This is a genomic window from Arthrobacter pigmenti, assembly GCF_011927905.1.
In the GTDB taxonomy this organism is placed as follows: Bacteria; Actinomycetota; Actinomycetes; order Actinomycetales; family Micrococcaceae; genus Arthrobacter_D; species Arthrobacter_D pigmenti.
The window spans coordinates 3,652,194-3,672,051 of the sequence record NZ_JAATJL010000001.1 but is presented as its reverse complement, the minus strand read 5'-3'; the positions used below and the strand labels follow the sequence as shown (position 1 = coordinate 3,672,051).

18 protein-coding genes and 1 tRNA gene are annotated in these 19,858 nt (G+C 63.1%); 10 read left to right on the top strand and 9 right to left on the bottom strand.

Annotated features, from left to right (window positions below; translation table 11 throughout):
• Nucleotide 1 precedes the first annotated feature (1 nt).
• On the bottom strand, nucleotides 2-1,516 hold the full coding sequence (locus BJ994_RS17360; RefSeq protein ID WP_209067015.1) for a pyridoxal phosphate-dependent decarboxylase family protein: 1,515 nt from the start codon (nucleotides 1,514-1,516) through the stop codon (nucleotides 2-4).
• 246 nt (nucleotides 1,517-1,762) lie between these two features.
• Nucleotides 1,763-2,791, bottom strand: a complete 1,029-nt coding sequence (locus BJ994_RS17355) for an acyl-CoA desaturase (RefSeq protein ID WP_167995655.1) — start codon at nucleotides 2,789-2,791, stop codon at nucleotides 1,763-1,765.
• A gap of 229 nt (nucleotides 2,792-3,020) precedes the next feature.
• On the opposite strand from BJ994_RS17355, the gene BJ994_RS17350 reads away from it, so the two are divergent.
• Nucleotides 3,021-3,623, top strand: a complete 603-nt coding sequence (locus BJ994_RS17350) for a tetraspanin family protein (RefSeq protein WP_167995654.1) — start codon at nucleotides 3,021-3,023, stop codon at nucleotides 3,621-3,623.
• A 2-nt stretch (nucleotides 3,624-3,625) separates the two neighbouring features.
• Here the strand turns inward: BJ994_RS17350 and BJ994_RS17345 are convergent, their stop codons facing one another.
• Together BJ994_RS17345 and BJ994_RS17340 are read right to left on the bottom strand one after the other, a co-directional pair.
• Nucleotides 3,626-4,213 carry a hypothetical protein gene (locus tag BJ994_RS17345; protein WP_167995653.1) on the bottom strand — a complete coding sequence of 196 codons (588 nt, stop codon included), beginning with the start codon at nucleotides 4,211-4,213 and terminating at the stop codon, nucleotides 3,626-3,628.
• Nucleotides 4,214-4,390: 177 nt separating this feature from the next.
• Entirely contained in the window at nucleotides 4,391-8,431 is a 4,041-nt protein-coding gene (locus tag BJ994_RS17340) for a carbohydrate binding domain-containing protein (protein WP_209067013.1), read from the bottom strand.
• 494 nt (nucleotides 8,432-8,925) lie between these two features.
• On the opposite strand from BJ994_RS17340, the gene BJ994_RS17335 reads away from it, so the two are divergent.
• From BJ994_RS17335 to BJ994_RS17315, 5 genes are read left to right on the top strand one after another with little or no spacing between them, the layout of a single operon-like run.
• Nucleotides 8,926-9,468, top strand: a complete 543-nt coding sequence (locus BJ994_RS17335) for an alternate-type signal peptide domain-containing protein (protein ID WP_167995651.1) — start codon at nucleotides 8,926-8,928, stop codon at nucleotides 9,466-9,468.
• Between the two features lie 34 nt (nucleotides 9,469-9,502).
• Nucleotides 9,503-10,093 (top strand): SipW-dependent-type signal peptide-containing protein, encoded by a 591-nt coding sequence (locus BJ994_RS17330; RefSeq protein ID WP_167995650.1) that lies wholly within the window; start codon nucleotides 9,503-9,505, stop codon nucleotides 10,091-10,093.
• The gene (locus tag BJ994_RS17325) at nucleotides 10,093-10,644 is read left to right on the top strand and encodes a hypothetical protein (protein ID WP_167995649.1); all 552 of its coding nucleotides are present in this window, start codon (nucleotides 10,093-10,095) and stop codon (nucleotides 10,642-10,644) included. Before BJ994_RS17330 ends, BJ994_RS17325 begins: the two co-directional genes overlap by 1 nt.
• Complete coding sequence (locus BJ994_RS17320; protein ID WP_167995648.1) at nucleotides 10,644-11,237, top strand: signal peptidase I; 594 nt, start codon at nucleotides 10,644-10,646, stop codon at nucleotides 11,235-11,237. Before BJ994_RS17325 ends, BJ994_RS17320 begins: the two co-directional genes overlap by 1 nt.
• Nucleotides 11,237-11,992 carry a hypothetical protein gene (locus BJ994_RS17315; protein WP_167995647.1) on the top strand — a complete coding sequence of 252 codons (756 nt, stop codon included), beginning with the start codon at nucleotides 11,237-11,239 and terminating at the stop codon, nucleotides 11,990-11,992. The genes BJ994_RS17320 and BJ994_RS17315 overlap by 1 nt, the downstream gene beginning before the upstream one ends.
• On the opposite strand, the gene BJ994_RS17310 is transcribed toward BJ994_RS17315, so the two are convergent.
• Nucleotides 11,980-12,055, bottom strand: a tRNA-Lys gene (locus tag BJ994_RS17310). The genes BJ994_RS17315 and BJ994_RS17310 overlap by 13 nt on opposite strands.
• Nucleotides 12,056-12,163: 108 nt before the next feature.
• Nucleotides 12,164-14,041, bottom strand: coding sequence for an ABC transporter ATP-binding protein (locus BJ994_RS17305; RefSeq protein ID WP_342450420.1), 1,878 nt, complete (start codon nucleotides 14,039-14,041; stop codon nucleotides 12,164-12,166).
• Between BJ994_RS17305 and BJ994_RS17300 the strand changes: the two genes are divergently transcribed.
• The 4 genes from BJ994_RS17300 to BJ994_RS17285 all read left to right on the top strand — a co-directional run bounded on the left by BJ994_RS17300 (nucleotide 14,042) and on the right by BJ994_RS17285 (nucleotide 16,943).
• Nucleotides 14,042-14,689: a hypothetical protein gene (locus BJ994_RS17300; RefSeq protein ID WP_167995646.1), complete on the top strand. Its 648-nt coding sequence runs from the start codon at nucleotides 14,042-14,044 to the stop codon at nucleotides 14,687-14,689. It begins immediately after the preceding gene.
• 37 nt (nucleotides 14,690-14,726) lie between these two features.
• On the top strand, nucleotides 14,727-14,939 hold the full coding sequence (locus BJ994_RS17295; protein ID WP_167995645.1) for a hypothetical protein: 213 nt from the start codon (nucleotides 14,727-14,729) through the stop codon (nucleotides 14,937-14,939).
• Nucleotides 14,940-15,314: 375 nt separating this feature from the next.
• A complete protein-coding gene (locus BJ994_RS17290; protein ID WP_167995644.1) occupies nucleotides 15,315-15,932 on the top strand; it encodes a nuclease PIN in 618 nt (205 codons plus the stop codon).
• Nucleotides 15,933-16,943: an inorganic phosphate transporter gene (locus tag BJ994_RS17285; protein WP_167995643.1), complete on the top strand. Its 1,011-nt coding sequence runs from the start codon at nucleotides 15,933-15,935 to the stop codon at nucleotides 16,941-16,943.
• 11 nt (nucleotides 16,944-16,954) lie between these two features.
• Here BJ994_RS17285 and pstB read toward each other — a convergent pair whose 3' ends face one another.
• From pstB to pstC, 3 genes are read right to left on the bottom strand one after another with little or no spacing between them, the layout of a single operon-like run.
• Entirely contained in the window at nucleotides 16,955-17,734 is a 780-nt protein-coding gene (pstB, locus tag BJ994_RS17280; RefSeq protein ID WP_167995642.1) for a phosphate ABC transporter ATP-binding protein PstB, read from the bottom strand.
• A 28-nt stretch (nucleotides 17,735-17,762) separates the two neighbouring features.
• Nucleotides 17,763-18,866: a phosphate ABC transporter permease PstA gene (gene pstA / locus BJ994_RS17275; protein WP_167995641.1), complete on the bottom strand. Its 1,104-nt coding sequence runs from the start codon at nucleotides 18,864-18,866 to the stop codon at nucleotides 17,763-17,765.
• Nucleotides 18,866-19,798, bottom strand: coding sequence for a phosphate ABC transporter permease subunit PstC (gene pstC / locus BJ994_RS17270; protein ID WP_167995640.1), 933 nt, complete (start codon nucleotides 19,796-19,798; stop codon nucleotides 18,866-18,868). The genes pstA and pstC overlap by 1 nt, the downstream gene beginning before the upstream one ends.
• Nucleotides 19,799-19,858 lie beyond the last annotated feature (60 nt).

Below are 19,858 nucleotides of genomic sequence, written 5' to 3'. Positions count from 1 at the left end.
CTCACGCCTGCACACCCCGCTGTTCCAGTTGTGCGGCCGTGCGCCGGATGAGGTCGAGGATCGCTCGCAGGTCGCGGGCGCTGGTGTCCGGGTTGAGGAGGGTGAACTTGAGGAATTGTTCGCCATCCACCACAGTGCCGGCCACCACGGCCTCACCCGAAGCGAAGATTGCCTTCCGGATGGCGTCCTGGGTGACGGTGAGTTTTGTTTTTGGCGTATATCGGAACACGAGGGTGCTGAGCTGTGGCGGTGCGGCGAGCTCGAAGTCGTCCGTTGCGTCGATCTCCGCGCCGAATTGGGTGGCCAGTGCGATGACCTCATCCAGCATGGCACCGATCCCGTCGGCGCCCATGATGCGCAGGGTCAGCCATAGCTTCAGGGCGTCGAAGCGGCGCGTGGTCTGCAGGCTCTTGTTGACCTGGTTCGGCAGTACTTCGCCGCGCGGGTTCAGGTAGTCCGCGTAATGCGTGACGTGGCCGAGCATCCGGGCGTCCTTCACGAGCACCGCACTGGAGCTGACCGGCTGGAAGAAGGTCTTGTGGTAGTCGACGGTCACCGAATCCGCGTGCTCGATCCCGGAGAGCCGGTTCCGGTGCCGGAGCGAAGTGATGAGCCCGCCGCCGTACGCAGCGTCGACATGCATCCAGGTCTTGTATTGGCCGCACAACGCGGCGATTTCGCTCAGCGGGTCGATGCTGCCAAAGTCTGTTGTGCCGGCCGTCGCGACCACGGCCATCGGCGCTAGACCATCACGGACGGCCGCTTCGAGTGCCGCTGACAGCGCGTCAGGGCGCATGCGCCGGTTGGCGTCAGTCGGAACGACGACGACGGCGTCCTCGCTTAGCCCCAGCAACCGGGCCGACTTCTGCACGCTGAAGTGCGCGGCGTCCGAGGCGAAGATGCGGAGCGTTGCAAGCGGCGCTGTGGCCGTCGTCGTCGGTGTGTTCGACGACGTTGCGCCGGCGTGACTGCGGGCCATCAGGAGGGCCTGGAGGTTGGACTGGCTGCCGCCGCTCGTGAAGACGCCGTCGGCATCGGGGCCGAGCCCGAGGCGGTCCGCGGTCCAGGTGATCAGCGCACGCTCGATGAGCGTGGCGCCCGCGCTCTGGTCCCACGTGTCAAGGGACGAGTTGACCGCGGTGAGGATGGTTTCCCCAAGCAGCGCGGGTATAACCACGGGGCAGTTGAGGTGCGCTGTGTAGCGCGGGTGGTGGAAGTAGACGGCGTCGCGCAGGTACACATCCTGGAGTTCGGTGAGGGCGTCGCGGGTGTTGTGCAGTGGGCTGTCGAGGTCCACGTGGTCGATTGCGACAGAGACGTCAGCCGGCGTGCGTCCAGTGAATGGTGCGTTTGTGGTGGTGAAGGTCTGGACCACCGCTTCGATTCCGCTGGCAAGTTCAGCTGCGTAGCGGTCGGTGTTGAGCTGGTTCATCAGATGGGGCGCGGCGTCGAGCAGCCGTTCAAGGTGGTCGAATTCGCCCACCGGCTGGGCGGGGTCGAGCAGGGATTGAGTCATGGTTCCTCACAGGTTGAAGTTAGCTAAGGCTATCCTTACCAAAACACCTGTGAAAACCAAAAGGAGACGCCCCGCGGGTATTCGCGGGGCGTCATCACTTGAACGTTTTATCTGACTCTGGGGGCTGCCTCTGCCGGGCCACCATCACAGGAGCGCCGGTGAAGCGCCGGTCGAGTGCCGGGTTTGCGCAGGATCGTGGTGACGTCACCACGATCCTGCGCAGAACCGGCGCCTTTGCGCCAACGATCAGGCTTCGCGGGCCTTGGTCGCCAACTTCTCGAACCGCTCAGCAACCGGCCAGCGCACCTTGGTTGCCCAGCCGAACTTCTCGAAGACCCAGATTGTGCGGGCGGAGATGTCGATCTGCCCCTTGTCCACGCCATGGCGGGCACACGTGGGGTCAGCGTGGTGCGAGTTGTGCCAGGATTCGCCAAACGAAGCAATCGCGAGCGGCCAGAAGTTACCGGCCTTGTCGCGGGAATGGTACGGGCGCTCACCCACCATGTGGCAGATCGAGTTGACCGACCAGGTGACGTGGTGCAGCACCGCAACCCGCACCAGGCCGGCCCAGAAGAACGCCGTCAGCGCTCCCCACCAGCTCTGGCTTACGAGCCCGCCGATCAGCGCGGGTAGGAAGAGTGTCACCAGGATCCAGACGCCGAAGAGTCGGTCGATGCGCAGGATCATGGTGTCTTTGAGCAGGTCCGGGGCAAAGCGCACCTTATTGGTCTCATCCCGCTCGAACAGCCAACCCATGTGCGCATGCCAGAAACCCTTCAGGAGCGCCCATGGCGAGTCACCGAAGGCCCACGGCGAATGGGGATCGCCGTCGGTGTCCGAAAATGCGTGGTGCCGACGATGGTCGGCTACCCATGTAATGACGGAGCCCTGCACGGAGAGAGACCCGGCGATCGCCAGCGCGGCGCGGAGTGGCTTGTTGGCGCGGAAGGATCCGTGCGTGAAGTACCGGTGGTAGCCGATGGTCACGCCGAGTCCGCTGATCACATAGAAGACCAGGAAGAGGACGACGTCGGTCCAGGCAAGGCCCCAACCCCACGCCAGCGGGATGGCGGCCATAAGCGCTGCGATCGGAAGAAGCACGCCTACATAGACGGCGATCTGGGTCTTCAGCGGCCGCGGGCCGTCAAGAATGGGCCGCGGGCTGGTCTGGTCCGGGTGTTCGCGGGCATAGGTCTGCAAGTCCACCGCCGAATCGGTTTTGGACGGCCGGAAACCGGGCTTCGTGGTGGTGCGTCGGTTGTCGATGCTGGTCATAAGGGAACCTGCCTGTTGTGCTCCTGCGCGAGCCTTGAGTAAGAGTGAAACGCAGATATATGCCGCGCTGTTTATATGTTGCTGCGAGAATCTATGCGGTTACGCGGGCGTAACTTACGCCAGCGTAGGTTACAACGAGCCATGCGGCAACTATTCTCCTGGTCTCCGTTTTGCTGACGCGGGCAGACAAAGCTAGTAGATTCAATAAACGGCGTTGAGGGAGGAACATATGGGCGACAACACCCCGCATATCGACAACCGGTACAGCCCCATCTACCAACGGGGTGGCACCGGACAGCGCCCGAACGGGTCAACACCCGGACCAACCTCCGGGCCAGCGGGCACGCAGCATGTTTCGCCCGCCTCCTCGCCACAGCGGCCGCCGTCGTTCGCGCAGGCGCCGGCCCCATCGGATGCGCCCAAAGTCCGCACCCCGCCGGGAGCGCACGCACCGTCCGGCACGCCCGCGCCGTCGGGAGATCAGGCGAACATCGTGGAGGTGCTGCCCGAAGGGGCGCCGCGGCCGGTTGATCGCTCACGCGGCAACGGCCCTGCCATCCTGCGGATCAATCCGTTTGTGGTGGTGCTTTGGCTCGTGGGCGCCGGTGTCATGGCTGTTGGCTTGTGGGTACTGTTCGCCCCGATGCAGATGGACGAATCCTCACTCACCGAACCGTTCCCGCAATGGATTTTCATTGTCGGCCAGTCAGCCGGCGGAATCCTGATGAGCGGGGCCATCATCCTCACTGCAGCGGGGGTGCTGAGCGCGCTGTTCTGGGAACGCCGACGTCGTCGGATGTCGCCGGCATCGGCGTGGAGCGGGGAAAAGTAGCGCTACTTCCTGGTTCGGGCGCCTGCCGCCCGTTCCGCTTTCTCGAAAGCCGTTTCGAGCTCCCGGACGGCGGCCTCGTAGCCGGGGGCGCCGGTGTCGTCGTTCTCCGGTGACTGCTCGCGGAGTGCCGCAGCATTACGCATGCTCCGCACGAGCTGGGCCGTTTCCGGCCGCTTTAGGTTGGTCATGTCGGGGTAGTCAATTGCCACCGCCGGATCCAGCTCGTAGCTGACCCAGCGCTGCAGCACGGACTCGTGCCGGGCTCGCAGGGCGGCCCGCGCGTGCTCAACCTGCGTCCGACGACGGCGCGCAACCCGCTCCTGCTCACCGCGCCACAGCCAACCGCCAGCCAAGCCAACGCTCAACGTCCCGGCCAACCCGATCACCGGTGCGGCAGCGGGGACGAGGACTAACGCGCCCGTAATGGCTCCGAGGGACGCGAAACCGCCGGTGAATCCGTACCAGAAGGCACCGTCGCGGTCATCCTTAGCCAGGCAACGCGAAACCGCGAACGCCGTCAGACCCGTGAGCGCACAGATAACCACGACGGCGAGCGCCGCCTGAAGTGGTACCGCCAACAGGGCCGGCATCTGTCTTCCTCCCGCCCGGGAGCCGAATCACGGAATAAGGTCTCTACCCTTCCAGTACAGACTTCCTGGACGTGAGAGTCAATGGCCGGTTCCACCACGTCCGAAACAGCGGGAGGGAAAGACGAATGGGGGTGCTGCGAACCTATCGGTCACAGCACCCCCATTCGCAATGCGTGGTCAGCCGCCGATTCGGGCGAACTGAGCGGTCATCGGGTCCCAGTCCTCCTTTTCGGCCGACGTCGACGCATCAGCCGAGTAAGGCTCGGTCGCAACATCGAGCATGGCTGGATCCTGTGGAAGCGAGCCAATTCCAGACTGCCCAAATGTGCTGAGCAGCATTACGCCGATGCCGTTTGCTTCGACGGCTTCTTTTGTCGTGCCCAGCGTCGCGAACGGAATCTTCATCTCGTACACGGTGTCCTGCGCAGTGTCATGCGCTGTGTCGAGAAAATCGATGAAAGCGCTCGCGTCGCTAAGGTCAGCGGGTGTATAACCCTCGTAGCCGTTGGCGTCGATGCCCATGAGCGCGTCACCAAAGAAGCCGTCGCCATAGGCATAGGTGATGCCGCCGACTTCGAAACCTGTGACGTTCTCTGTTTCGTAGTCGAACGCCCCTGAGGCGTTGAGCGAGAACATCGCCGGCTGACCGACCCCCGGCTTGCTTGAGAACATGGCAAGGTGGTCCACCTCGTTGTTCGCAAATGTGTTGCGCATGCCCCACACGCCGCTTTCGGTACCCTCGATCAGCCCGTCGCCGCCGGCGGCGGAGACATCGAATGCGAGCGTCTGCGGAATATCGCCGTTGTAGGGCTTTCCGTTGTCGCTGATCGGATACCCTTGGCCCGGATCAACGACATCCGTCACGTTGGTGAACTGCCACATGAGGTACAGGTTTTCGTCATCCCAGGCGCTTGAGAGCGAGTAGAGATCGTAGACCGGACCCTCGTGGCTGCCGCGGAAGATACGCGGGTCGTCGTTGGCGACGCCCTGCGCAATCACCTGGCCTGCCGTCCACTCTGAGGCATCGCCGTCGACAGCGATGGTAGCCGCCTCGCCGACGTTGCCGTTGGGGTTCTGCTGGTAGTACCCGTCGGAGTAGTCGGTCCCAACCGGCTCGCCGGGATCGACCGGATCAGTGCCGCCACCCTCGATCGTTGCCGACACGGGCGCGCTCCACTCAGACACATTTCCCGAGCTGTCGGCGGCACTCACCGTGAACGTATACGTGGCACCCTCCTTCAGATCATCGAGAGAGAGCGTCGGCTCCGTCGTGCTCTCTTCCACCGTCGCGTCACCGTCTGACGACCTGACGGTGTACGCCGCTACCGCTGTGTCATCTGTAGACGGGGTCCACGTCAATGTCGCGCTGGTGCCGTCGACGGTTGCCACGAGCCCGGTTGGGGCGCTCGGTGCTGTTGTGTCGGCGTCGCCGCCGGTCGTCGCCGAGACAATATCGCTCCACTCAGACACATTTCCTGCGGCGTCCATCGCCTGCACCTTGAAGAGGTACTCCTCGTCAGGCGTCAGATTGAAGAAGCCTATCTCGGTTGCCTCTGTGACGATGCCGAGATCTGCTTCGCCGCCACCGCTTTTGATCACTCGGTAGCCGACGACACCGACATTATCGGCAGAGGCTGGCCAGCTGAGCTGGACAGTGTCGGCTGACGCCGTCGCCACTACGCCCTGCGGCGTTGACGGCTTCTCATCATCCTCGCCGCCCGTTGCACCCGGCGTCGTGATCTTCACCGGATCAGACGGGAGAGAGACGCTGCCGTCTTCTGCTGTTGCGGTGACGGTGTACGAATAGGTGGTGCTCTCGCTGACCGTCGCGTCGACGTAGCTCGTCCCGGAGACGGTGGCGCTGACGGCGTCTGCACCACCACCCGTGCGGGTGACCGTGTAGCTGGCAATTCCGGACTCCGCGGTAGACGCACTCCAGCTCACCGTGACAGCGCCGTTAGCAGGGCTGGCGGAGAGGCTTGTTGGTGTCGTGGGAGCGGTGCTCGGCAGGTCACACGGTGCAGTTCCCGACACCGCACCGGATGTCACGGCGACAACTGAGCCGCTCACCGCGTAGTCCTTGCCCCCGTTGTTGTCCCACTGACCGGCGCCGTTGTTGAATGCGAATGAAGCGCCCGCGGCACCATCGTTGACGGTGAGCGAGTACCAGTCATCGCAGGCCTGTTCCATCTGCGTCCCAGGAACAGTGGTCCACGCGCCGTCGGCGACCCGGTAGTGGGCGTAGTAGGCATCCCACCCCCTATCCGCCTTGTAGAAGATGGTCATGTCCTCACCGGCCGGCGCCTCAGCGCACGGGTTGTCCTTGGAAACCTCACCATCCACGATCACCTGCACGCCGGATGACAACGTGTAGTCCGCCCGATCGTTGTTGTCCCATGCACCGGAGCCGTTGTTGAACGCCGCCGTGAAGCCGTCGGCGTCGCCGAGGTCGATCGTGGCACCGTACCAGCCGTCGCAACGCTCGTGCATCTTCTCGCCGGGTGTCGTCGTCCACGTGCCGGCGCCCACTCGGTAGTGAATGAAGTAGTCGCTCCAGTTGCCGTTCTCCTTGTAGAACACTTCAGCAGCGGCACTCGTCGATTCTTCACCTGTGGTAACCGATGCAGGCCCGCTCGGCGCTGACTCGTTGGAGCCGTCCGTCGCGGTGACGGTGTAGTTGTATTCGGTGTTCGGCTCAAGGTTCTGGTCAACGATGGATGTCGACGACCCCGGCGAGGTAAGTACTTTCGCACCCGCCGTCCCACCGGTACGGGTGACTGTGTAACCAGTCACTGCGCAGTCATCGGTTGATGCACCCCAGCTGACGGTGACATTTGTGCCGTCCGCAACTGCCTTCACCCCGGTGGGTACGCTCGGCGCTGTCGCGTCCGAGCACTCGGCACCTGCTTTTGCCCCCGCGTGGATCGCCACCGCTCCATTGGTCGGAACTGTCGCCGTGAACGTGCCGCCCTCAACAGTGACAGTGTCGCCCGACCACGATCCGCCGTCCTTGGTCGCCGAGATCACGTTGTAGTACGTGCCGTCGGGAAGGCCGGTCTGGAAGGTGCGGCTAAGCTCGCCGCCGCCGCGGTTGATCGCGACGGTGCCCTTGTCACCCCGGCTGAACGCTATGGCGTTGCTTCCGTTCGTCCACTTTTTCGTCACCTCGGTTCCGTAGGTTTCGACGCGAAAACCGACCATGTTGGCGATCTCGTTCTTTGCGTGTTCGCATGTCCAGACGGATCCCGAGCCACAGGTCGGGTCGATAACCTCGCCCGACCCGGTTAGCGGTGGTCCGGCGTCAAAGTTGTTGAACCGGAAGCCCGACTCGATCGACGGCGAACCGTAGTTCCAGGCGAGGGTGAAGATTTGCGCCAGGTCGTAAATGTCGCCGTCCTTGTAGCTCAACGTCTGGCCGTTGCGTTCGGTGTCGTGGTTGTCGACAAAAACGCCGGCGTCATCGTGGTCGAGGAAACCTTCCCACGTCTCGCCAATACCGTTACCGGAAATCAGCCAGTCGATGGTGCCGCCGCCGAACGCCTCCTTGAGCTTGCGAGCGTACGCAAACTCGTGGATGTCGCCCATGCCGAGGTACTCCTCGGGCTGAATCGGCTCGTTTGCTCGAATGACCTCCTGCACAATGTACAGCTGGTCCTTGTTCTCTACCTTTGACATGATTCCGCGCATTTCATCGGCCGCAATGTGCTTCACCGCATCGATGCGGAAACCGGCGGCGCCAAGATCAACGAGGTGGTTCAGATAGTCAGCAATCGTCTGCTGCACGTACTCAGACCCCGTGTCAAGATCTGACAGGTTCACAAGGTTGCAGTTCTGCACATCCCAGCGGTCCTGGTAGTTCGAGATATCTCTGCGGCAGTCGTGGAAGTCATTGTCACTGTACAGACCGGGGTAGTTGTAGTGCCCGTAAGCGCTTCCCGCCCACCCGGTTCCACCGTCGGAATCGCCACTCATGTGGTTGATGACGGCATCAACAATCACACCCACGCCCGCGTCGTTGCACGTGTCAATCATGTTCTTGAACTCGGTCGCTGTCCCGAGCCGCGACTCGAGCTTGTAGCTGACGGGCTGGTAGTAGGTCCACCACTGGCTTCCCTGTACGTGCTCCTGCGGAGGAGATGTCTGAACGTACCCGTATCCTGCAGGGCCAAGCGTGTCCGTGCACTCACGGGCAATGGCATTCCATGTCCACGAGAACATCACAGCAATGACGTCCTTCGGGCCTGGCGCTTCCGCGTTCGCTTTCTGAGGTGGGTTGAACACCGAAAGAAGCCCGGTAACCAGCAGTAGCACCGTGAGCGCCGCCCACGGTAATCGTTTGCGACTATTTCTGTTCGGCAACGCGACGTTAGGCGGCACAGTACTCACGATGATGCTCCTTTGCATAGTGCGAATGAGTCGCCGCACTATGTCCGACACGCCCAAAATCACGACGCCCGGTGCGCCCAACTTCACGGCGCCCGGCAGGTCCCAAGTACGGCAATGCCTACCGTAGAGGGCCTCCAAAGAGAAATGCAAGCGTTTACACAAATTACGACGAATGCCGACGTTTCAACCGAGTATCCGGCCGATAAATTGGGCAATTCTTGAGCTGCAAACGTTTACATCAGTGAACTTCGTTGCGTAGGCTATGGTTCATTCGTGAGACTCATCACTTTTGCGGGACTCACATCACGCCTATAGGGGGAACACACATGAAAAAGTTGACAGGGGCTACAATCGCGGGGGCGGCAGGCATCGTACTGCTTGCAGGCGGCACAACGTTCGCGCTGTGGAGCGACAGCGAAACGGTCGATGCCGGCACAGTGCAGTCGGGGACGCTCGCTATAACGCCGAGCGGAACCGGGACCTGGAACGACATCTCTACCGGCACGCCGGAGGACATCACTGATATTTCCACGTTCCTCATTGTGCCGGGCGACACCATTGAATACACGAACTCCTACACCGTGGGGGCCAGTGGCGATAACCTCACCGCTGACCTGGCGTTGTCAACCCCGGTCGATGCGACCGGTGACGCTGAGCTGGTTGCGGCAACCACGGTCACGCAGAGCTTCACCGACGAACTTGGAGCGCCGGTGGTTGGCGGAGCTATCACCAGCGCGAATGATGGCGACGTCATCACCGCCACAGTGACTATCGAATTCGATGCCGCGACGACCGGTACAACTGCCCAGGGTCAAGCCCTCGATCTGAGCGATCTGACGGTCAGCCTAACGCAGACAACCACACCGTAGTTTTCAACCGCGGGTTGGGGCGTCGCAGTTCATTGTGAAACGGTTCTTTGTGATCGTTGCCGGAGTAGTGCTGGTCCTCGGTATGGGGACCAGCGTGACTCTTGCGTTGTGGAACGATTCCGAAACGATTGATGGTGCCACGATAAGATCTGGCGTCCTAAACCTGAACATCAACGGTCAGGCGGAGTACAACGTCGGAACTTTGGACAACCTCTACCCGGGGGGCGTTACCACGACAAAACTCGAGTTGAACGGGCAGGCGTCGGGCAACCTTGGCCTCGATTACACGCTTACGTCTCTGTTGACGGACCCATCAAATGCGTCGTCTGCGCTGTTTGGCGTCGTTGATGTGCAGGTCTACGCACAGACAACGGCATCAGCACCCTGTGCCAAGACCGGAACCCCTGCCGGAACCCAAATCTACGGCGCCGCAGGCGGTTATGCAGACCTGGCATCAATGTCGGTGACGGCCTCACTGGTCGCGACGACTGCGACGGCGAACACCGAGCATCTGTGCGTGCGCTTCACCATTCCCACGGGCACGGCGGCAACCGTCGGCGGGGTTAATATCAGCGATGCGACCACATCGTTCAGACTGCATTTCGCTGGCGAGGGGACGCGGTGATGGGGCGCGCAAGAACACGGACGGGCCGTTCCTGGCTCAGAGCGCTCGCCGCGTTCTTTATTATCGTGTTGGGCTCCCAAGCATTGTCTGCGTCGGCCCAATGGTCTGCGTCATCGCGGGCTAATTTGAGTGTCAAGGCGGCCTACCCGCCCATCACCGTGAATGGGGGACGATGGTTGAGTTGCCGTGGTCCGCAGGATTACAACGGCTACCCGGCAAGTATCGGTGGGGATTTCACCGCCATCCAGTATCTCTATCGCGATCGCATTGAGCCCTTGTTCACCAATTTCCGGGTGTATCGCGTCATCAATGGAGCTACCGAGTGGAGCCAGTGGTCGCCAAATCCGGCAAGCGACCTGGCCGACGCGTCAAAGTACAACTACATGTTTCACGACAAGGGAACGAACTTCTTCAACCTTCCTCCGGACAATTCGCCCATGACGGTCTACGTCCGGCCTATGTACCCGAATGGATGGCTCGGGCCGGCAAGCAACTCGATCATCATTTATCCGCGCGATGATCTCTATCAGAGTTACTGCCAGGTTCCATGATGAGCGAGACGCGACGCGAATTGCGCCGGACACGTGAGCGTGAGCAGCATACTGAACGTGCAGCTAAAGGGCGGGCGGGGGGAACGCTTGAATTAGTCGGTCGGATTGCTGTGTGGTCCGCATTTGCCATGGTCATGGTGGTCGTTGCGGCTACAGTGGTGATTCCGCGGCTGATGGGCGCCGTGCCACTGGCAGTTCTCACATCGTCGATGGAACCGACGATGCCGCCTGGAACTCTGGTCGTGTCGAAGCCAGTTGATCCGGCATCCCTTGCCGTGGGCGATGTGATTACGTTTCAGCCGGTCTCGGACAATCCGATGCTTATCACGCATCGCATCGTTGGCCAGGCACACAAGGCAGACGGCGCGCTGAGCTTCACGACGCGCGGAGATAACAACGGGACTGAGGATGAACCGATCATTGAAGGGCAGGTGATGGGCAAGGTTATCTACTCGGTGCCCTACGTCGGCTACGTCACGACTTGGCTCGACCGAGAACAGCGGGGCTGGATGGTGGGTGCTTTCGGAGCACTCCTCATTAGCTACGCGGTATTCACGATCATGCGCCAGATGCTGCGAAAGGAACGAACGTGATGCCGCGCCGTCTTCTGATCGCGCTGGCAGTCGTGCTTGCGCTCATAGCGCTTCCTCTCCCGGCGCGGGCCGCCGACCCGGAGCCGCCTCCTCGCCTTGGTCTGAGTTACGACGGGATCAATTGGGAAAGCGAACTATCGTCCCTGCTGTTCCCGCCGGCTACAGTGGTGCCGGGCGACGCGCTCGTGTCCACCCTGTACATAAGGAACAACGCCGCCGACCGCGCAGAGCTCAGCATCGTTCCTGACCACGTTAAGCTGCAATCACGCGCGGCGGTGCCCTTCCACAGCGAACTCACACTGTCTGTGCGCGAGCCAAGCGCCGCCGGGAACCCCACGGCCTTTCATGATCTGGCGGGTTCGACGCTTCACACCAGTGTGCTTGAGCCATCGCACGTGAGGGCACTCGTCATTGAGGTGCGGTTTCCGCATACCGCGACCGTCGGTGCTGACCCTGACTGGGACAGTGTGTCTTTCGCCCTTCGTGTCAGACTCGGCGAAGACGTCTCAGTGATTTCCGGTGCACCTGATGGGCCCATCGGTCCCGTTGGACCGGATGATGCGGGCAACGCCGAAGTTCGGGGCGTTCCTGGCGGCGCGGTGGCAGAAGCACCGAATGCCGCTGAGAGGGACGCGCTGCCGTGGACCGGTCATTCCTTCGTTGGCGTGTGGTGGGCGCTCTTGGCCATCGTCCTGGGAGCAGCGCTCGCGATTGCTGAGAGGAAAGCGCGGGAGCGGTCGATTGGTGGGCCCTGAGGGGCTCGAACCCTCGACCCACGGATTAAAAGTCCGATGCTCTACCAACTGAGCTAAAGGCCCCACCGTCATCCGGGACAGCCCGAATGACCTATCCACTTTATCGCACACGATACCTCCCCGAGCAACCGGCGATTCATCGCGCTTCCGCGGCGCGGAAATCCAGCGCGCCTACCCCGACACCGTCTCCACGATCCGCAGCGCCTCGACCAGCTGCCGGTACAGCTCATCGGTCGCGAGCAGCTCCTCATGCGTCCCTCGTGCGCGGATCCGTCCGGCCTCCATCACGAGGATCGTGTCGGCGTCAATCACCGTCGACAACCGGTGCGCGATCGTCAGCACAGCGCCGGTAGCAGCCCTGGACCGGATGCAGTCGTGAATCGCGGCCTCGGTCAGCCCATCAACCTGTGCCGTCGCCTCATCCAGCAACAGCACGTCCGGCGTCCGGAGCACGGCCCGGGCGAGCGCTATCCGTTGCCGCTGTCCACCTGAGACCGACGTACTCGAGAGCGGCGTATCCAACCCCTCCGGCAGCGACAGAACCTTCTCATCCAGCCGCACCTCGCGCAGCGTGTCCCAGATTTCCTCTTCGGACGCATCCGGGTGGGTGAACAGCAGGTTGTCGCGGATACTGCCCGGCACAATCGGCGTCTCCTGCTCCACATACGCGAGCCTTCCCCGAACCTCCCGGTGCGTGTAGCTCGAGTACGGTCTCCCGTCGAGCAGGATCTCCCCTTCCTGCGGCTCAATGAACCGCAGCAGCAGGGAGAACAGGGTGGTCTTCCCGGCACCCGAAGGCCCGACGACGGCGGTGTGTCCCCGGCGCGGAATCCGCACCGACACTCCATCCACGGCGGGCGGCGCATCCGGCCCATAGGCCGCGTGGACGTCGCGGAACTCGATCACGGTGTCGGTGGCACCGCCGCCCAAGGTGGCGCCGCCGTCGTCGTCGTTGTCGACTTCCAGCTCCAGGCTCTGGATCTGACGGATCCGGGCGGCAGCGGCGAGGCCGGACTGCAGGGCTGTGACGTTCTGGGTGAGTTCGGTGATCGGCCCCATGATCTGGAACGCGTAGAGCAGGAAGGCGATGAGGCTGGAGACCTCGAGCACGCCGAGGCCCACCCGCCACGCGCCGACACCCAGCACCACGATGATGGCCAGCTGGATCCCACCCCACGCAATGGTCCATGCGAAGGCCTGCGTCTTGATGGCCCGGACGCTGTGTGCGGCGGATTCGCGGGCGTCACTAACGATACGTTCAGTTTGGCGTTCCTCGGCACGGCTCGCCTTCACCGTGCGAATGGCCCGAAGCGCACCCTCAAGTACGCCGCCGAGGTTACCGATTGATTCCTGCGCCTGCTCCTCCGCCTTCGCGATCCGCGGCATCAGCAACGCAAACAGGATGCCTACTACCACGATGGACGCCAGCGTTGTCCCAAGCAGCACCAGATCCAGCACGCCCATGAGCACAAGTGTTCCGATCAGCGCGATGGTCCCGTTGACCAGGCTTACCGCGCTCGACGACGCCGCCTCCCGCAGCAGCACGGTGTCGGAGGTGACGCGGGTGACGAGCTCGCCGGTGGGCCGCCCGGTCAGCTCCGCGACTTTCGCGCGGAAGAAGCGCTTCACCATCGACTCGCGGGCGTCGAGCACCACCGTTTCCGCGAGTGTACCCAGCAGGATCCACTGCCATAGACCCACTGCCGAGCCAACCAACAGCAGCCCAATCAACACAAGGATCGGCTCCACCAGCGACTCGGACGCGGCAACCGAATCGAGCACCCACTTGGTGACCATCGGCGTCGCGAGCATTGTCGCCGTCGTCGCAAGCGCCAGAACCAGGCCCAGCACCAGGGTTTTGCTGTGCGGGCGGATAAATGACCAGAGGATGGCCAGGCGGGGGTAGCGGGGAGATTCCGGGCTCATGTACACATTCTGGCGCTGGGCGGAGCCTTGCACATCAGCCGGAATGATGAACCCGACGGCGGCGTCCGGCCGCCCGTCCGCCCGATGGTAGCCCGCTGTTGGGTGCAGGAGTATTCTCGACACATGGACGGCGACTACATCAACAACAGCCCCAGGCACCACAAGCCCAAGCCGTTCGCGCCTGTGGACTTCGAGATCTTTCCCGGCGGCGCAGACCCGTCCCGTGTCTCCGAAGCGGCACACCTCTCTGCGCACGCCCTTGTCCATCACGGCCGCGAGGCCGACGACCCGGAGATCACCGAACGCCTGGTGAAACTCGCCGACCAGCAGGGGCTCGAAGCGGTCGCCGAGCTGTGGGCCGAGAGCCCGGCCCGGTCCCTGCCCGGGGCACTCTGGCGGCTGTATGCGCTGCGCGCCGCGACCCAGCAGAATCCCGAACGCATCGCCGCCTACTTCAAGGCCGGCAAGGAAGTTGCCCAGGTCTCGAAGGTGATCGCCGGCGTCGCCGAACCGCCCGGTGCCGACGAGGTGCAGAGCATGGCGGACACCATACTTTCCGGCGCGTTCGACGGCGAGTTCGACGTCGCGCTCGAACGGTTCGCGGCATTCTGCCGCGTCGTCGCGCTGGGCCAAACCAACCATGCCGACGACGCCGAACCCTCCAACGGCGCCCACGCCAGCAAACTCACGCGGAGCTCACATCAACTGGTGAAGACCGCCGAGGACCTTGAGCACGCGGCTGCCTCCTGGCGCCGCGGCGAACTCGACTGACCCCGCGTATGCGCCATGACCGGGATAGGGTCGATGGATGAAGGAACTGAAGCTCACCGGACTGTGGATGCTGTCCATAGGCATGCTTCTTGCCCTCGCCATGGCCGTCCTGATGCTTATCTCGCGCACCACGGATCCCAACGGCGTCCCGATCCTTCCCTCGCTCCTACTTACGGTGGGTGGCGGCGCGGCCGTCATCGGTCTGGTGCTGGTGATCATCGGCCTGTTTATCCGCCGATTGCGAGCCTGAGCAAATTCGTGGTGAACCGGCGGAAACCTTGGCTCTGTGCAGGTGAAGCGGCCTCCAGTCAACGATCCTGCGGCTGCACAGCGGATTCGTTGGCCAAGCGCGTGAAGAACCAGAAATGGCCAGGCAGCGTAACCAACTGCCCGCCGCCGTCGCCCGGTTGACATGCAGGCAGACGAGTAGAAGACTGAAACTGGTGTCGAACCGTGGAACCCCCGGGCTTCAACATTTAGCCGCTTCGAGCGGCCTTCCGCCGAGAGGCGCTCCCGGTTCGGCGCCATTTTCGCGTCCTTTGAGGACTGACAACTGAAGACTGTCACAACGGAGTGGACAGGTATTCTTAGGCAGCAACCGTCCGTGCAACCCTAGGTGTCCTTTGTGAAGCTTCGCCTCTTCCCCCAGGAGAACGCAGGACTTGAACTTCTCTCCAGCATGGCCCAGCAACTGGTGCTCGGCGTGCGTAGTATGTCCGGCATCCTCGGCGCATCCACCCAGGATTACGACCAGCTCGCCGAGGAACTCCACCAGTACGAGGCCACCTCCACCGACCTGCACTTCGCCCTCCTGACCTCCATGCGGACCAGCTTCATCAACCCGCTTCCGCGCGAGGACCTCTACGCGATGTCCCGCCTGCTCAGCGAAGCAATGGAGAAGCTCGACGGCGCGGCCGAGCTCATTGCCCTGTACAAGCTGAGCAAACTCAGCCGGCGGGCAACGGAACAGCTTGAGGTCATCACCCGGCAGGCTGAACTGACCGCCGAGGCGATGCGCCAGCTCACCTCCCTTGACGACCTTGAGGACTATTGGATCGAAATCCTCCGCCTCGCCAAGCGCGCTGAACGCACGCACCGCATCTGGTGCTCCGAACTGCTCCACGACCACAAACCACTCGTCTACGCCAGGCACCGCGATGTTGCGAACCAGCTCGTCGACGTCACCAAGGACATCCGCAAGGTCGCAACCCACGTCGGCGCGATTCTCGTCAAGGAATCGTAGGTGGAGGTCTTCCTCCTCGGTCTCGTTGTGCTTCTTGCGGGCGGCTTCGCGTTCATCAACGGCTTTCACGACGTCTCCAACTCCATCGCCACCTCCGTCCGCACCCGCGCTCTGACGCCCACTTTGGCAGTGATACTTGCGGCGGGGTTCAACCTCATCGGCGCCCTGATGAGTACTAGCCTGGCCACTCTCTTCACGGGCGAAAGCATCAGCCTGCCCGCCGGCCAGAGCGGCCTCGGCATTCTGTTCGCTGCGCTGCTGTCCGCGTGCGCGTGGGGAATCTTCACCTGGTATCGGGGGAAGCCGTCGTCGTCCACCCACGCGCTTATCGGCGGACTGATCGGGGCTGGCGGGGCGGCCGCCTTCCTGGGCAGAGGGTCCATTGGCGGCTCAGACCGCGTATTCCTCCTCGAGATCGCGCTTCCGCTGCTTCTCTCCCCGCTGGTGGCCTACCTGCTGGCATACATCATGGTCTTCCCGGCCACCTGGCTGCTGCGCCACAATTCGCCACGGAAGGTGAACACCGGCAACCGGATGGCGCAGGCAGTGCTCACGGGCACATTCGCGCTTGGGCATGGTCTTCAGGATGGGCAGCGCACCATGGCAGTAGTTGTGCTCGCGCTGATTGGCGCCGGAGTTTACGACGGCGGCGGCGTACCTGTCTGGGTTCAGGTCTTCGCCGCTGTGCTGCTTGCCGCGGGGTCGCTGTGCGGCGGGTGGCGCATCACCCACACACTCTCCAACCGGCTGGTCCGCATCGACCCGCTGCGCGGCATGACGGCCCAGGGCGTCAGTTCGGTGATGCTGTTTGTCGGCGCGCTCTCCCTGCACATGCCGCTTTCGAGCACGCACACCATGACCTCGGCAATTGTCGGCGCTGGCGCCAACCAGCGCTTCGCCACCGTCCGTGGCCGGGTGTTGCGGTCCGTCCTCCTGGTGTGGATTACGACGGCGCCGGCCACCGCGCTGCTCTCGGCGATCCTCTACCTCGCGATGAGTCCGCTACTCTAGCGCGCCGCGCATTACCCGAAGCGGCCGGAAACGTAATCCTCCGTGGCCTTCTGCGTCGGCATGTTGAAGATGTTGGTCGTTTCGCCGTACTCGATGAGCTTGCCGGGCTTACCGGTGCCCGCGATGTTGAAGAACGCCGTCTTGTCCGAAACGCGCGCAGCCTGCTGCATGTTGTGCGTGACGATGACAACCGTGTACTCGCTCTTGAGCTCATTGATGAGGTCTTCGATGGCGAGGGTGGAGATGGGGTCCAGTGCGGAGCACGGCTCGTCCATCAGGATCACCTCGGGGGACACCGCTATGGCGCGCGCAATGCAGAGACGCTGCTGCTGCCCGCCGGAGAGGCCCGAGCCCGGACGCCCCAGGCGGTCCTTGACCTCGTTCCACAGGTTGGCGCCGCGCAGGGACTTCTCTACGAGGGCGTCGGCGTCTGACTTGGAGATCCGCTTGTTGTTGAGCTTCACGCCGGCCAGCACGTTGTCGCGGATGGACATGGTGGGGAACGGGTTGGGCCGCTGGAACACCATGCCGATCTGGCTGCGTACTGTCACCGGGTCCACGGCGGAGTCGTACAAATTGTCGCCGTCGAGCAGCACCTCACCCTCAACCCGGGCACCCGGGATTACCTCGTGCATGCGGTTCAGGGTGCGGAGGAAGGTGGACTTGCCGCAACCTGAGGGGCCGATGAATGCGGTGACTGAGCGTGCCTCAATGCTGATGTTGACGTCTTCCACGGCGAGGAACTTGCTGTAGTAGACGTTGAGGTCTTTGACGTCTATGCGCTTGGACAATGGGAATCCTTCTGGTTGTGCCGGCGGGTCAGCGGCTGGTCTTGGGAGCGAAGAGGCGGGCGATCAGGCGTGCCGCCAGGTTCAGGAGCATGACCATGATGATCAGCACCAGCGCGGCAGCCCACGCACGCTGCGTACTCGGGTCAATGGCAGTCGGGGAGGTCGGGGTCAGGATCTGGTAGTAGATGAACGTGGGCAGCGTGCTCATCCAGTCACCGAAGACGTTCCAGTTGATGGAACTCGCGAAGCCGGCAGTCACCAGGATGGGTGCGGTCTCGCCGATTACCCGGGCGATTGCGAGGGTGACGCCGGACGCGATCCCGGAGATCGCCGTCGGGATGACCACCCGGGTGATGGTGCGCCATTTCCGCACGCCGAGGGCGTAGGCGGCCTCGCGAAGCTCGTTGGGGACGATCTTGAGCATCTCCTCTGTGGAGCGCACAACAACCGGGATCATCAGCACTGAGAGCGCGACGGCGGCAACAAAGCCCGTGCGCGTGCCCGGGCCGAAGATCTGCCCGAAGAGAGCTGCGGCGAACAGCCCGGCGACGATTGAGGGGATACCGGTCATCACGTCGACGAAGAACGTGATGGCGCGCGCCAGATGGCCTCCGGTGGAGTACTCCACGAGATACACGGCGGTCAGAAGCCCGATCGGCACCGAGATGAGCGTTGCCCACAGCGTGATCTGCAGGGTGCCCACAATTGCGTGGTACGCGCCTCCCAGGACCGGAGTCCCCTCGGCCACCGTCTGGTTGTCCACCGCACCGGTCACACCGTTCATGGACGTGAACAGGAAGTTGTACGTCAGCCCCGGCACCCCGCGTTCCAGCACCGTCCAGATGACGGAGAGCAGGGGCAGCAGCGCAACAAGGAAGGCGCCGTAGATCAGGAACAGTGCGAGCCGGTTCTTCGCCTTCCGTCCGCCTTCGGCGACGGCGGTCACCACTGTTCCCGCGACAATGAAGATCAGCGCGCTGAAGAGCGCCCACGGAACAATACTGAAGCCGACGACGGCGGCGAGCGCGGCACCGAGCACCACTGAGGCGGCGAGCACCACCCACATGGCGTAGGAGGGCAGCTTGCCCTTGGTGAGCTGCGAGCGGCGCGGGGTCAAGGTTGCATTGGCCATTAGTTAGCCCCCGAGAATTCTTTGTGACGGCTGATGATCCAGCGTGCAATGACGTTGACGGCCAGCGTGATGACGAACAGGACCAGGCCTGCTGCAATGAGTTCGGCCAGGCGGAGTCCGTACGCCTCGGGGAAGTTGAGGGCGATCTCGGCCGCGATGGTCTGGTTGCCTGACTGGATGAGGCTGGCGGTAAGCCCGCCGCCGGAGAGCACCAGGGCAACGGCCATGGTCTCGCCGAGCGCACGGCCGAGGCCGAGCATGGCGGCGCTGATGATTCCGGGGCGTGCGAAGGGCAGTACGGCCATCGTGATCATTTCCCACCGGGTGGCGCCCATTGCGAGCGCGGCTTCCTCATGCAGGCTTGGCGTCTGAAGGAAGATCTCGCGGCTCAGCGACGTGATGATGGGCAGGACCATCACGGCGAGCACAATGCCGGCGGTCAGCATAGTGCGGCCGGTCTGGCTGGCGGGGCCTTCGAAGATCGGGATCCAGCCGGCGTTGCGTGCAAGCCAGTCGTACGCGATGGCCAACTGCGGTGCCAGCACTGCGTAACCCCAGGCGCCGTAGACCACGGACGGGATGGCGGCGAGCAGGTCGATCACGTAACCAAAACCCTGGGCGAACCGCCGTGGCGCGTAGTGCGAGATGAACAGTGCCACGCCGATCCCCAGCGGCGTCGCGATCAGCAGGGCGATGGCGGCCGCGATGATCGTTCCGATGACGATCGGAAAGATGTAGGTGAAGAAGCCTTCTCCACCCGTGATCTCCGATGGGTCCGCGCCGAATACCGGGAGGGCCTCAATGATCAGGAAGACGGCGACGCTGAAGAGGGCTGCCAGGATCAGGCAGCCGGCGGCAAGGGAAGCGCCGGAGAAAATCTTGTCTCCGGACTGACCTGCACCACCTGCTCGTTTCAGTGCATTCGTGGACACGTGGGGACCTTTCGGCGCTGCGCGGGGATATCAGACGGGAGTGACGAAATCGACGAAACT

Coding starts and splice junctions, on each gene's coding strand:
- BJ994_RS17350 (WP_167995654.1), top strand. CDS start 3,021: ATGGGCGACAACACCCCGCATATCGACAACCGGTACAGCCCCATCTAC.
- pstA (WP_167995641.1), bottom strand. CDS start 18,866: ATGGCCAATGCAACCTTGACCCCGCGCCGCTCGCAGCTCACCAAGGGC.
- BJ994_RS17355 (WP_167995655.1), bottom strand. CDS start 2,791: ATGACCAGCATCGACAACCGACGCACCACCACGAAGCCCGGTTTCCGG.
- BJ994_RS17345 (WP_167995653.1), bottom strand. CDS start 4,213: ATGCCGGCCCTGTTGGCGGTACCACTTCAGGCGGCGCTCGCCGTCGTG.
- BJ994_RS17360 (WP_209067015.1), bottom strand. CDS start 1,516: ATGACTCAATCCCTGCTCGACCCCGCCCAGCCGGTGGGCGAATTCGAC.
- BJ994_RS17295 (WP_167995645.1), top strand. CDS start 14,727: ATGAAGGAACTGAAGCTCACCGGACTGTGGATGCTGTCCATAGGCATG.
- BJ994_RS17325 (WP_167995649.1), top strand. CDS start 10,093: ATGGGGCGCGCAAGAACACGGACGGGCCGTTCCTGGCTCAGAGCGCTC.
- BJ994_RS17340 (WP_209067013.1), bottom strand. CDS start 8,431: ATGTTCTCGTGGACATGGAATGCCATTGCCCGTGAGTGCACGGACACG.
- BJ994_RS17335 (WP_167995651.1), top strand. CDS start 8,926: ATGAAAAAGTTGACAGGGGCTACAATCGCGGGGGCGGCAGGCATCGTA.
- BJ994_RS17320 (WP_167995648.1), top strand. CDS start 10,644: ATGAGCGAGACGCGACGCGAATTGCGCCGGACACGTGAGCGTGAGCAG.
- BJ994_RS17300 (WP_167995646.1), top strand. CDS start 14,042: ATGGACGGCGACTACATCAACAACAGCCCCAGGCACCACAAGCCCAAG.
- BJ994_RS17315 (WP_167995647.1), top strand. CDS start 11,237: ATGCCGCGCCGTCTTCTGATCGCGCTGGCAGTCGTGCTTGCGCTCATA.